Raw genomic sequence first — 13411 nt, 5'->3', positions numbered from 1 at the left:
CGTTTACACAAACATACATAGAGATAGATAACCATGTCATACAGTGATTTTACTTTAAATCGAGTTGCCAAAGAATTTAATTTAACGATTTCCGAGCGTTCTGATATTTTCATAGAAATTTCCGAATTGACACCAAGCGATTTTCTCAAAGAAACCCTGCGCGACAATCTAGCTTTAGCCCTTGGTAGCAATACGGAAAAAGCTCGCTCTGAACTGATTATTGCTCCCATTTTAGTCGAACTCAGAAAACAATTAAATTATCAAATTAGCTGGTTTTCTGGCATAGACTTTAGTGTAGATAGCACCAAAGGATTAAACGGCAATTGTGATTTTATTATCAGTCAATCCCCCGAACTTTTATTTGTCAGTGCGCCCGTAATTACTATTGTCGAAGCCAAAAAAGAAAATATACTAGCTGGTTTAGGGCAATGCGTAGCAGAAATGTTGGCTGCACAAATTTTTAACCAAAATGAAGGTAATGAAATTCCGGTGATTTATGGCACTGTTACTACGGGGACTAACTGGAAATTTATGCGATTAACAGGACAGGCGATCGAAATTGATTTAGTGGAATATTTTATCAACGATATTGGTAAAATTTTAGGTATCTTGGCCAGTGGTATTCACTCAATTTGAAACCCGGTGGTTGAAACTGCATTTACACAAACAAAAAGACCCGCGTAAATTTCCAGCTAAACTCTCCGCCACAAAGCCAAGCCGCCGCCTCTGCCCCTAGCCGCAATTATCCCATCTTCTACCAGAAAATATGCAAAAAATGCCTGCTTTCCCACACTCAAACTAAAAAATTCCGCCTCCCGCGCTTCTCCACCGCGAATAAATCCTTGATACACAGTTTTCCCCAACAATTTCACAGTAATTATGGTAAAATCAAAAGCTAAAATATTCTTATTCACCAAAAACTTAGTCGGCCCCGAAAGAGTTAGTTCGATCGCCCCAACTTGCACCGAATTCTCCACCCTGCCAATATTGCTGTTTTCTTCCCCATCAGCAACAGCTTGGGCCGAATAAGCAATTTGAATTTTCGCCACCCACTCAGGGATATAACGTCCCGCACCTAACACAATTCCCGCTTTTTGTCGAGTCTTTTTCGTGCCGGTGATAAAGCACAAGCGCCAAGTGCCGGTTAATTGCTCGAAAGAATAGCGAGTTTTAGTTTTTTTGGCGTTTTTCTCAGCTTCTAGGAGGGCGGCGACTACGGCGGCGGATGATGGTTTAGTATTCGATTTGGCCGCTTGTTCTAGAATTGATATGTTTTCCATTTAATAATATACAGATTTGTATTTTAAGGGTGGTAGCTGAATCTAGATCCCCCTAAATCCCCCTTAAGAAGGGGAGTAGGGGTTGACTTTGAATGCTTCTGAGCCCGCCATTTTTAACAAGGACTTTGACTGCTTCTTGTCCCTCCCTTATTAAGGGGGGCTAGGGGGGATCGAGCCGCTTAATAAGGGGAGTAGGGGTTGACTTTGACTGCTTCTTGTCCCCCCCTTATTAAGGGGGGCTAGGGGGGATCGAGCCCACAGTTAAATGCCTAAGTCCTAAAGCTGCAAGACATTGATAATATTAGCTGAAGTAGCGGAGAAAAACATGGTTGCGATCGCCCCCACAGACACAGAAATCATCATCATCGGCAGCGGCACCGGCGGGTTAAGTTGCGGTGCAATGCTTGCCCGATATGGCTTTGACGTGATTGTCTGCGAAAGTCACTCGATCGCGGGCGGGGCCGCACACGGTTTTGAACGCGGCGGATTCACCTTCGACTCCGGGCCATCATTGTACTCAGGATTATCCTACAGCCCGTCTGCGAATCCGCTGCGGCAAGTTTTGGATGCGATCGGCGAAAAACTCCCCTGCATCACCTACGATACTTGGGGTTGCTGTTTGCCCGAAGGCGATTTCGACACATCCGTCGGCGCGAGTCAATTTGGCGAAGTGCTCGCACAACTGCGCGGTAGCGAAGCAGCAGCCGAATGGCGGCAACTCCAGCGCATCATGGAACCCTACGCCAAAGCTGCCACAGCCTTGCCCTCCCTCGCTTTGCGCTTCGATTTGGGCAGTGTTTTTACCCTCGGCCAATTTGCGCCGGCTTTCCTGCAAAGTGCTGGCGAGGCGATCGCACTTGCAGGCCCTTTCAGCAAAATTATGGACAAAAATGTCAAAGATCCCTTTGTCCGAAATTGGCTGAATTTGTTGTGTTTCCTGCTGTCTGGACTTCCCGCCGACGGAACGATCGCAGCCGAAGTCGCTTTCATGTTCGCCGACTGGTATCGCCCCAGTGCAGTTTTAGACTATCCGATCGGCGGTAGTGCAGCCCTCGTCGATGCCCTGGTACGCGGTTTAGAGCGCCACGGAGGGCAGTTGCTGCTAAATTCCCACGTTGCAGAAGTTTTGGTGGAAAACAACCGGGCTGCGGGCGTGCGGCTGCGATCGGGCAAAGTTATTCGATCGCGCAAAGCCGTCGTCTCCAACGCTTCCGTTTGGGATACGCTGAAACTTTTGCCGGAAAACTCTATCCCCAAACAATTTCGCCAACAGCGGCAGGCGACTCCCGAATGCGACAGTTTCATGCACCTGCATCTGGGAATTGATGCTGCCGGAGTGCGATCGGACTTGGCTTGTCACTACATCTTCGTCAAGGACTGGGAACTGGGCGTTACAGCCCCTCAGAACGTCGTTCTCGTCTCGATTCCCTCCCTGCTCGACCCCCACCTCGCACCGGATGGGAAGCACGTCATTCACGCCTATACACCCGGTAACGAGCCTTACGATTTGTGGCAAAAGCTCGATCGCACCAGCGAAGAGTACAAGCTGCAAAAACAAGCGCGCGCCGAGGTGATGTGGGAAGCTTTAGAGAGAATTGTGCCAGATATTCGATCGCGCTGCGAAGTCACCTTAGTTGGAACACCGCTAACTCACGAACGGTTTTTGCGGAGAAATCGGGGTTCCTACGGGCCTGGAATTCGGGCGGGCACAGGCTTGTTCCCTGGGCCCTTAACGCCTTTGGCTGGGCTGTTTTGCTGCGGAGATTCCACGTTTCCGGGTATTGGTTTGCCGGCTGTTGCTGCTAGCGGGGCGATCGCAGCCAATACGATCGCACCCCTGAACAAACATTTAGAAATGCTGCGGGATATCGGTCTAAAAATAGGTTCGTAGTGAGGACTTTAGTCCGCATCTTTCATCAGAGAGGACAGATAGGTTCGTAGTGAGGACTTTAGTCCGCATCTTTCATCAGAGAGGACAGATAGGTTCGATAGTTCGGAATGCGAGTCCTTTCTGATGAAAGAGGACTCGCATTCCGAACGATCGAACCTGATTGTTGTGTCCTGTATTTTCCCAAATGCGATCGCACATTCTTGTGTTCGGATTTGCGAGCGGCGGATTTTCAAATTAGGGCACAAAAATTTGATACAATTGGTTAAATATGACGAATATCTGTCAGCATAGAAATACATAGCTCGATCGCAAAGAGGCCACCGTGCAACCCGTAGACTTTACAACTTTAACCGCAGCTTGCAGCGACCTGCGAGCCCAATGGCTGCCAGCGCGCTTAGAACAAGTCTACCAGCGCGATCGATTTACCGTATCCCTGGCCCTCCGCACCATGAATCAACGCGGCTGGATAGACATTTCCTCCCATCCAGCAGCCGCCCGCATCTGCGTCGGCGACTCCCCGCCCCGCATTCCCGACACCTTCACCTTCAGCGAACAACTGCGGCACCAACTCAGCGGTTTAGCCTTAGTTTCCATCGCCCCCGTCTCCCCTTGGGAAAGAGTCATCGACTTGCAATTCGCCAAACGCCCGGGCGAACCCGCCCTCTGGCACCTCTACGCCGAAATTATGGGCAAATACAGCAACGTCATCCTCACCGCCGAAGATAATCTCGTTGTCACCTGCGCCCACCAAGTGGGCGTCAAACAGTCCAGCGTCCGCCCCATCCAAACCGGGCAACCCTACGAATTGCCCCCGTCTTTGACCGATACAGTGCCAAGCGCGATCGAATCTCTCGATCGCTGGAAAGAACGAATTAGCCTGGTTCCCGGGCAAATAAAGATTAATCTGTTGAAGAATTACCGAGGGTTGAGCAAAGCCTTAGTTGTGTCCATGATTCGATCGGCAAATCTCGACCCCGAACAATCTACCGACAGCCTCAACCCCCACCAATGGCAGCAACTGTTCCAGCGCTGGCTGTACTGGCTGCAATGCCTAGAAAACTCGAAATTTCAACCGACTTTTACCCCCGAAGGCTACAGCGTCATCGACTGGCCAAAACCCGAAGAAAAACACTCAAATCCTGAAAACGAATCTAATTCCCCCAATCCGTTAAATCCGGAACAAAATCCGCTGCCGAACCTTTCCGTTCAACAATTACTCAACAGCTACTACACAGGCGAAATCAACCAACAACTATTCGCCCAAGTGCGGCATCAACTCACCCAAAAACTCAACAGCGTCCTCGCAAAACTGCGCCTCAAAGCCAACACATTTAAAGAACGCTTGCAGCAATCGGCAGACGCCGACACCCACAAATCCCAAGCCGACTTGCTGATGGCTTCCTTGCAGCATTGGGAACCGGGAATGAAATCAATTTCTCTCCCAGACTTTGAAACCGAAAAACCAGTTGTTATTGCGCTAAACCCGGAAAAAAACGCCGTTCAAAACGCTCAAGCCCTCTACAAAAAACACCAAAAACTTAAAAGAGCCCGCATTGCAGTAGAACCTTTGTTAGCCGCCGTACAAGAAGAAATCGACTATTTAGAACAAGTCGAAGTCGCGCTTTCGGTATTGGAAACCTACCGCAACACCCAAGATTTGCAAACCCTCGCCGAAATCCGCGAAGAACTGATCCAGCAAAAATATCTCGATGTACCAGATTACCGCAGTACCGACAAAAATGCTGCGATCGAATTTCACCGCTACCAAACCCCCAGCGGCTTTGAACTATTGATCGGGCGCAACAACCGCCAAAACGACCAACTCACCTTTCGCACCGCCAACGACTACGATTTATGGTTCCACACCCTAGAGATTCCCGGAAGTCACGCTTTATTGCGCCTCACACCCGGTACAGTTGCTGAAGAAACCGATTTGCAATTTGCCGCCGACATGACTGCATACTACAGCCGCGCCCGCCACAGCGAACAAGTTCCGGTGGTTTATACCGAACCGAAATATGTGTACAAGCCAAAGGGTGCGAAGCCTGGTATGGTCGTATACAAACAAGAGCGAATTGTCTGGGGCCGGCCGCAACAAGCGCCGGCATGAGAGCGAGCAGGTTCTCCGCATCGGACTTGTGTCCTCATCCAAGAAGAGAGGACTTGCATTCCGAACGATCGAACAGGTTCTCCGCATCGGACTTGTGTCAACATAAAATCAGAGGACTTGCATTCGGAACGATCGAACCCAAAAATCAGTCTCCAATGTAACGTTTTATTGCAAAAATTAAATTTTCTTGTTAAAATACCGCTTAAGAGGGATGATATGTCTCTGAGAACCCGCTGCAAAGAAACGTGCAACTTGGGTTTCCTCACTGTGAGAAAAACACTGTGAGAACAAACACAACGGATTTAACTATTTTTGCAGACCAGCTTGCTAAAGCTGGTCGTTTCTGTTTTAAAATTCAACTCAAGGTCGCAGCGTACAAATTTTCGATAATTATTTGCCGTCATTTTTCCGAGTTAATCGCTGCTGCATTTCTTGCCGCCGATGGTAGCTAAAGTACGTTGGCACGACCGATCGCTTGTTGTTAAAAAATTCGCCCTAAAAAAGAAGAATTATCTCTTGACTTGGCTCGACTTTTGAGGTATATTTTAGATAATGGAAGTGGCGAATTAAAGCTTTATTCAGCCACTATTCCCATTATTAAATTATACTTCATTGAATTCTCAGAGTCAAGCTTTGAACCCTAAAAAAAAGGATATTTTTTTTAATACAATCAATTAAAATTAATCTCAGCCCATGACTAATTCTCCGTTACCGTGAATAACCTATGATTCAATGAGAAGAAAGGCCTAGGTCGTACATCACCAGCTTTGAGGGCATCGGAATTGCACCCCCACAACCACAATGAAGAAGTCTCCGATCAGAATTCTGCTAGTAGAAGATGATACATTACTGAGTGCGACACTGGCAAAGGTGTTGGAAACAAATGACTACACGATCGATCGCGCGATCGACGGACAAGCGGGCTTAGACTTGGCAACATTGATTGAGTACGACCTGATTTTGCTCGACGTGCAGGTTCCGAAACTAGATGGGATTAGTCTGTGCCGGCAACTGCGATCGCAAAACTACCGCAAGCCGATCCTGTTACTGACAGCAAACGATTCAGATGCCGATGTGGTAGCTCTTTTCGACGCAGGAGCCGATGATTACATCAACAAGCCTTGCGGTACGGAAGTATTGCTGGCAAGAATCCGCACATTATTGCGGCGCTCTAAAGCAGTTTCCCCAGGCAGTTTTGCCAAAGGCTCATCCGCTGCATTGACTTGGGGAAATCTTTGTTTAGACATGGATTCAGGTCGAGTAACCTTTGGCGAACAAGTCATTTCACTGACAGTCACAGAATATAATGTGCTGGAATTATTTATGCGAAATCCCGATCGCATCTTCAGCCGCAGCGCCATTCTCGATCGCCTGTGGGGATTTGACGGTGCACCAACCGATCGCGCCATTAACACTCATATTAAGGATCTCCGAAAAAAACTCAAAGCAGGCGGCTTAACCGCAGAAATTATCGAAACAGTTTATGGTATGGGCTATCGGCTCAAGCCGCGTCCCCAAGCTGCCCCGCTCCTGGCAAACAATTCTGACACCGATCTCCGCCAAAAACAGAAATCTCGCGCCGGAGAGCCGTCTGCGATCGACAAAGTGCTAGAGCGGTTTCGGGGAGTATTTCAGCAACAAATTGCCGTCTTGTCGGAAGCAAAAACCGCTCTGATGACCGGAAATTTAGAGGTAGAATTATACCGAGCAGCCAAGCATGAAGCGCATAAATTGGCAGGCTCTATGGCATCTTTTGGTTATCCTGAAGGATCGAAATTGGCGCGCTCTGCAGAGCATTTACTAATATCCGTTAGCCCAGTTAACCCCTGTGGTGTTCTTCGCCCTTTCACTGCTGAAGAAATCACCCGATTTTCGGAAGTGGTGACAGGATTAGAGCAGGAATTAGCCAAACCAGCAGTTACCTTAACGACTTCACCAGTGCCTACCGCGGTATCTCATCGAGTGCTAGTAGTTGACGGTGATGCTGCTTTGACGGAGTGCTTAAAAGCAGAATCCGAAGCTCGGGGATTTCGGATGAAAATTGCCCCGAATGTCGCTGCCGCCCGATCGCGCCTTGCGATGTCAATGCCAGATCTGATTTTAATAGATTTAAGCTTTCCAGAGACAGAAGAAGATGGATTGACGCTGCTGCGAGAACTCAACGAGCGATCGCCCAACCTGCCTGTAATTGTATTTACTGGACGCGACAGTCTTGGCGATCGCCTAGCAGCATCTCGCTTAGGTGCTAAACAATTTTTGCACAAACCTGCCACCACCGACCAAATTTTTAGAGCCATATCCCGCATCTTCACCAAAACTCAAGCCCTGCAAAGCAAAGTCTTAATTGTTGACGACGATCCTGCGGTGTTAGCACACTTATCGGCACTGCTAACACCTTGGGGTTTGGAAGTAATAACTTTAACCGAACCCCAAGGATTTTGGGAAATGCTGCTGACAACTTCCCCCAATTTAGTAATACTCAATGTCGAGATGCCGCAGGTCAGCGGGCTGGAGTTGTGCCAGGTGGTGCGACAGGACACCCAGTGGGCAGATTTGCCTGTCTTAGTTGTAACTGCTCGCACCGATGCAGACTCCCTAACCCAAGCCTTTGCCGCCGGAGCCGATGATTTCATCACTAAACCCGTGTTGGGGCCAGAATTGGTGACGCGCGTGCTCAGCCGGATCGAGCGCCATCGATCGCGCACCGCACCGTAGCCGATCGCCCAAAACAAACCAGGTTTCCCAATAACATAGTAAAGTGGTTGTGACAAGAGTCGAGAGAGAGAAAATTTAAGCATCTCACTTTTGTAACAAACCCTTATGCCATCAGTCATTGCCAATCTTCAATGCGAAAATCGTATTAGGCTACGCAGTTGCTATTGGCTCGACGGATCTCGCCCCGATCCTCTCTCTCTGGCTAGAACCGTGCAATTAAAATTCCCTTGCATAAAAATCTACAATTTACATTTTTTTGGGGAAACTAATCTGACTATTGTTGCGAAATATTTAAATTTCAATCAATTCCTTAACAACCTCGTCTTTTTTACAAAATCTTTACTTTTCACTTTTAGAGTGATGTAGTTGGTGCTTCAAGCCAGATGGGGGCACTTTGCAACAAGAGTGAAAGAAATCTGAGTTAAAAAAGAGGTTTTTATGACAGACGACAGCGACAGATAAAATCAAATCATCGGTCAAGTTAGCCAGAATACAAACTCCCCCTGCTGCTCGAATCAAATGCTCCGTCACGTTCGCCAGGGTGTACTGGTTTTGTCGCGACTGTTGGCAAGAAATGCCTGTTTACAATCTTAACAAATATTGTTCATTGCCATCTATAGCAAGTCTAAATAAAGCACGCGGGCAAAAAAATATAGTTTTTCAACCGATTTGAGAGTCGCGATTTGAGATTTTAGATTAAAACCGCCCATCTCAAATCCCAAATCTCAAATCTCAAATCCCACATGACTGAGCCTAGAAAGTAAACGTAGTTCTCACCACCCCAATAACCAAATCCGAATTATCCTTATTGTGGTCGGGAGCAGTCAGCCAAATCAGACCAGGAGTAATCGCAATATTGTCGCTCAGCTTAAACTGATAGAACCCTTCAATGTGCAGCGAAGTATCCTTATCTTCCGGCAAAGTCCGATTAGTAGAACTCGTCACTCGCGGCTCCATACCTACAATAAAGCCCGCCACATTTCCTTCTTTCAACAAATCGGGAAAAGCCAAAGTAACGGCCCAGTTCCAAATTTTTTGGTCTCCCCGCTGCACAGAACCCGTAGGAGTAGCCAAGTTGGATAAAATGCGCTGGTTAGTGTAACCCGCCCAACCGCCAATTGCCAAGCCAGGCCGCACTCTCCACGAAGCCTGCAAGCCGTAGGAATTGCTAGAAGTCTTGAGGTTGTCTTCGGTATCGAGTCCGAAGGAACCGAGACGCACCGGGAAATTAGAAGCATTGCTGCCCGTACCGGTGACGAAGTTGTAGGAATTGACGTAAGTTAAACCTAAAGCCATAGTGCTTGTCGGTTTGAAAGTCAACTGAGCCAAAGCGCCGTAAGAACCGTTGAACAAACCGTTACCCTGCGTCGGGCTCGCAGCGTTGCCGGCCAAATATCCCAAACTCAGCTCGAGTTTTTCCCCAAACTGATGCCGCAGAGCGATACCAGTACCGGCAGTCAAATAGTAAATCGGGTTGCGAGTACCGAAGTTAGAAAGAGCACCGCTGCCGCCATCTCCGTCAAAGTAAGGGTTGACAGTGTTGGTGAAATCGTCAGCAGCGCCGGCGTTGGCTTCTAGGATTACAGTAGTGCTTTTGCCTAGGGGGAATTGGTAAAGCAGCGCATCTAAACCTACAGTATTGCTAGCCTCGGCAAAAGGCCCGGCATTAAACCGCAATTCCCCTTCAGCGGTTTTGGTATTGTTAGTAGAAAACGAACCCAAATTTAAAACTTGCAGTCGAGTTCTGAGCAAATCTTGGCCTGAAAAACTCGTGTCAAAATTGAGACGAACCCTGCTGCCAAAAGCCGTGGTTGTATCAGCGTCGCGGCCGTTAGCATCTTCTCCCCGGGCGATACCTGTCAAAGCAAAGATTACTTCGCCGTTGAGTTTAGTTGTAGTCGAAAACTGATTTGCTTCTAATTCAGACGTGCGCGCTTCCAAAGCATCCACGCGGCCGCGCAAAGTTGCCAATTCCGCCGCAAATTCTTCTTGCAACCTTTGCACAGAAGCCAAATCTTCTTTTGTTGCCAGATTTGTCGTACCGGCTCTAATCAGCTCGGTAACTTTATCCAAACACGCATTTAAACCCGCTGCAAATTCGTAGCGAGTCATCGCCCGGTTGCCGCGGAAAGTGCCGTCTGGATAACCGGCGATGCACCCGTAGCGCTCTACTAGGGATTGCAAAGCTTGGAATGCCCAATCTGTGGGCCGAACGTCGGAAAGTTGCGAAACTGAGGTTACTTGGCCGGCTGCATCTTCGCTGCCGCCTTCTGCGCTGTATTGGTTGATTTGTTCTAAAACATTTGACGGCGCTTGAGGTTGGGCAATTGGAGGAGTTGATTGGGAAATCTGCTGGGGTTGTGCGGCCGCTTTTTCGGCGCCCAAATTAGTCGGTGTGGCGGCGGGTTGCGTTTCGCTTGAGTTTGCGGGCGCGACTGCGGGTATTTGCTCCGCGACAGGTGGTTCGGTACTTAAGTTGGCGGCCGTTACTGCCGGTGCGGTTTCGGTTAAGTCTGCTGCTGCAACTGCGTTGTTTTCCGCTGATGCGGCTGGTTCGGCAACTGGGGCTACTTTCGCTTCAACACTTTCTTTATCAATAGTGTCAACAGTCAAGTTGCTAGCTAGTGACGTTGGTTCGGCGGTCACTGCTGCTGTTTCAGGCTGTGCTGCCTCCGTTGCAGCACCTGCTAATTCCAATTGATTGGCTTGAGCTGCCACCATTTCTACAGGTTGCTCTGCTGCTAGGGCTGTCGAAGATACTACTAAACTTGCTGCTAGTACAGCGGGACTGACTAAGAGTCCTTTCCACAAAAATTTGGACATTTTTTTCCTCACACCACGTTAGTTCGATCGCCCTTTCCGAAAACTGAGCCGATCGCAAATCCCCTACAGTATTCCGCCTAATAGTATTCTTTGTCAACAATTGGGGGAATCGTTGCCGAACTCAGCGGTTTTGCTGTCCCTGATTTCACAAAAACCCCGTTTATGCTAAAAATCTTTGCTTTGAACCACGCCAAAAAATGGGTACAAACACCCGATGCTCGTGAGGGTCGAGTCCAAAATTTTAGACTGCTGTTCAAGAGCCCAGATTAATCCGTGGAGTAAATCTAAAATCTAAAATCTCAAATCTAAAATCGAGTCGCCTACGTAAAAACCCTGTAGATGGTTCGATATTGCGTCAGCGATCCCTCAGTAAGACTAATATTGACAGAACTGGCGCTAAAAAATCGTTCGATCGACTACATACAAGTGAAAAAACTCAAATACGCCCTAGTTCACGAATGGTTGACGCCCTTAGCTACGGGCGGTTCGGAACTGGTAGTGCAGGAAATCCTCAAACACGTAGACGAGGCAGATGTTTATGCCCTCATCGACTTTGAATCGGCCAATCCCGAAAGCTATCTTTTCGGGCGACAGATTGGCACCACATTTTTGCAGCACTTTCCCGCAGCCCGCAGCGGCGTGCAAAAATATTTGCCATTTCTGCCGATCGCGATCGAACAACTAGATCTGCGAGAATACGACATCATCCTCTCATCCTCCCACGCCGTCGCCAAAGGCATCCTCAGCAGTCCCCAGCAACTGCACGTCTGCTACTGCCACACGCCCATGCGCTACGCTTGGGACTTAACTTTTGACTATTTGCGCAGCAGCAAAGCCGGACGGGGCATCCCGGGCCTGCTGACGCGATATTTGCTGCACCGGCTGCGGCAGTGGGATGTCATTTCCGCCAACCGCGTCGATTATTTCATCGCCAACTCGCAACACACGGCGCGCCGAATTTGGCGGTGCTACCGGCGGCGCGCCGAGGTGATTTATCCGCCGGTAAATATCGAGCGATTTTCGTTGATGCGGCAAAAACAAGACTTTTATGTGACAGTGTGCCGGTTGGTAAGTTACAAAAACGTAAGTGCGATCGTCCAAGCATTCAATCAACTCGGGCATACTCTGATTGTCATCGGCACCGGGCCCGAATTAGAAATGATTCGGCTTCTCGCCAAACCCAACGTGCAAGTGCTCGGCTGGCAGCCTGCGGAGGTAGTCGAAAAGTACATGGCAGAGGCGAAAGCCTTTGTGTATGCAGCTTGCGAAGATTTTGGCATCGCTTTAGTAGAAGCTCAAGCTTGCGGGACACCGGTAATTGCCTGTGCAGCAGGCGGCGCTTTGGAGACAGTGCTGGACATTCGCCAACACCCAGAAACTGGGACAGGTTTATTTTTCCCCTCCCAAACCGCAGCAGCCATAGTCGAAGCTGTCGAAGAATTTGAGCAGTTGCAAGGCAAATTTGGGCCGTCCACGGCACGGTTGCGCGCCTCCGAGTTTGCCCCGGAAGTTTTTGAGCAGCGCTATCTAGCTTTTGTGGAACAGTGCTATCAGGAATTTAAATCCGGCGATTTTTCCTCGTCTGGGACTTGAGAGCGGGAGAGGGAGAGTGGGACACTGGGAGACTCCCAGACGAGGAAAATATTCTGCAATTGCTTCAGAAGCCCTGAAAACCTCTCTGCATAAGTGCCTTGTCCATTCCTCCTTCTTCCGACTTCACGCTTGACGACTTCCATCGGACTTCTTCTGAATGCAGAAAATTGAGTATTTGAAACATAATTCAGAGAACAAAGCGTCTTGAGGCTTTATGATCATGACTGTGTGTGGTGTGAAGTGAAGGAGTAAGATGACTGCCGACAGCCAACTAATCTCCGGCAAGGTAATTCGAGCGATCGCAAGACGCGGTTTTGGGCCTGTCCTGCAAGGAGATAGACGCATAAGTCGTTCTCTACAGAGACTCGACGGAGAATTTTTCAAGCGGTTATTTGACATCCTCTTTTCCTTATCGGTTCTGATCCTGTTTGCTCCGGTTTACCTGCTTTTGGCTCTCTCAATCGCCTTAAGCTCGTCCGGGCCTATCTTTTACGTACAGGAACGAGTAGGCAAAAACCGTAAAATGTTTTATTGCCTTAAATTCAGAACGATGGTGGAAAATGCGGACGACATATTGCTGGAAATTATGGAAAAATCTCCGCATTTGCGTCAAGAGTTTGAGGACAATTTCAAACTGAAACAAGACCCTCGAATTACCTGGATTGGAAGATTTTTACGAATGACCAGTTTAGACGAGTTCCCCCAGTTTTGGAATGTATTAAAAGGAGATATGAGCGTCGTCGGACCGAGACCTTTAGTTGAAGAAGAACTGCCGAGATACGGCCGTCACATCAACAAAATTCTCACCATCAGACCTGGAATTACAGGCTTGTGGCAAGTGTCCGGTCGCAACGACATTCCGTATCCCCGGCGAGTCCAAATCGACCTCTATTACGCCAATGACAAAAACCTTTGGATGGATATGTGGATTGTTTTCAAAACAATTGGAGTGGTGATTTTCCCCAAAAATAACGGCGCATATTAATTATTGTCCGCAGT

At 48.5% G+C, this 13411-nt stretch carries 8 protein-coding genes; 6 read left to right on the top strand and 2 right to left on the bottom strand.

Features of this window, described 5'->3' with window-relative positions:
• The first annotated feature begins 33 nt into the window (after positions 1-33).
• Positions 34-636: a hypothetical protein gene (locus QUB63_RS21985; protein WP_332947439.1), complete on the top strand. Its 603-nt coding sequence runs from the start codon at positions 34-36 to the stop codon at positions 634-636.
• A 56-nt stretch (positions 637-692) separates the two neighbouring features.
• On the opposite strand, the gene QUB63_RS21980 is transcribed toward QUB63_RS21985, so the two are convergent.
• Positions 693-1280 carry a hypothetical protein gene (locus QUB63_RS21980; protein ID WP_332947438.1) on the bottom strand — a complete coding sequence of 196 codons (588 nt, stop codon included), beginning with the start codon at positions 1278-1280 and terminating at the stop codon, positions 693-695.
• A 325-nt stretch (positions 1281-1605) separates the two neighbouring features.
• On the opposite strand from QUB63_RS21980, the gene QUB63_RS21975 reads away from it, so the two are divergent.
• The 3 genes from QUB63_RS21975 to QUB63_RS21965 all read left to right on the top strand — a co-directional run bounded on the left by QUB63_RS21975 (position 1606) and on the right by QUB63_RS21965 (position 7996).
• Positions 1606-3171, top strand: coding sequence for a phytoene desaturase family protein (locus QUB63_RS21975; RefSeq protein WP_332947492.1), 1566 nt, complete (start codon positions 1606-1608; stop codon positions 3169-3171).
• Positions 3172-3493: 322 nt separating this feature from the next.
• Entirely contained in the window at positions 3494-5281 is a 1788-nt protein-coding gene (locus QUB63_RS21970; RefSeq protein ID WP_332947437.1) for an Rqc2 family fibronectin-binding protein, read from the top strand.
• A gap of 801 nt (positions 5282-6082) precedes the next feature.
• On the top strand, positions 6083-7996 hold the full coding sequence (locus QUB63_RS21965) for a response regulator (protein WP_332947436.1): 1914 nt from the start codon (positions 6083-6085) through the stop codon (positions 7994-7996).
• Between the two features lie 753 nt (positions 7997-8749).
• On the opposite strand, the gene QUB63_RS21960 is transcribed toward QUB63_RS21965, so the two are convergent.
• Positions 8750-10819: an iron uptake porin gene (locus QUB63_RS21960; RefSeq protein WP_332947435.1), complete on the bottom strand. Its 2070-nt coding sequence runs from the start codon at positions 10817-10819 to the stop codon at positions 8750-8752.
• A gap of 426 nt (positions 10820-11245) precedes the next feature.
• Here QUB63_RS21960 and QUB63_RS21955 point away from each other — a divergent pair, with 426 nt between their 5' ends.
• Entirely contained in the window at positions 11246-12412 is a 1167-nt protein-coding gene (locus QUB63_RS21955) for a glycosyltransferase (protein ID WP_332947491.1), read from the top strand.
• A gap of 253 nt (positions 12413-12665) precedes the next feature.
• Entirely contained in the window at positions 12666-13397 is a 732-nt protein-coding gene (locus tag QUB63_RS21950) for a sugar transferase (RefSeq protein ID WP_332947434.1), read from the top strand.
• The last annotated feature ends 14 nt before the right edge of the window (positions 13398-13411 follow it).

The organism is Microcoleus sp. ARI1-B5 (assembly GCF_036705795.1).
Taxonomy (GTDB): domain Bacteria; phylum Cyanobacteriota; class Cyanobacteriia; order Cyanobacteriales; family Microcoleaceae; genus Microcoleus.
The sequence above is the reverse complement of the archived record's forward strand: the minus strand, read 5'-3'. Positions and strand labels throughout refer to the sequence as shown.

Bases quoted from the DNA above. Each gene is read 5' to 3' on its own strand.
- QUB63_RS21985 (WP_332947439.1), top strand. From the start codon at position 34: ATGTCATACAGTGATTTTACTTTAAATCGAGTTGCCAAAGAATTTAAT.
- QUB63_RS21980 (WP_332947438.1), bottom strand. From the start codon at position 1,280: ATGGAAAACATATCAATTCTAGAACAAGCGGCCAAATCGAATACTAAA.
- QUB63_RS21975 (WP_332947492.1), top strand. From the start codon at position 1,606: ATGGTTGCGATCGCCCCCACAGACACAGAAATCATCATCATCGGCAGC.
- QUB63_RS21965 (WP_332947436.1), top strand. From the start codon at position 6,083: ATGAAGAAGTCTCCGATCAGAATTCTGCTAGTAGAAGATGATACATTA.
- QUB63_RS21960 (WP_332947435.1), bottom strand. From the start codon at position 10,819: ATGTCCAAATTTTTGTGGAAAGGACTCTTAGTCAGTCCCGCTGTACTA.
- QUB63_RS21950 (WP_332947434.1), top strand. From the start codon at position 12,666: ATGACTGCCGACAGCCAACTAATCTCCGGCAAGGTAATTCGAGCGATC.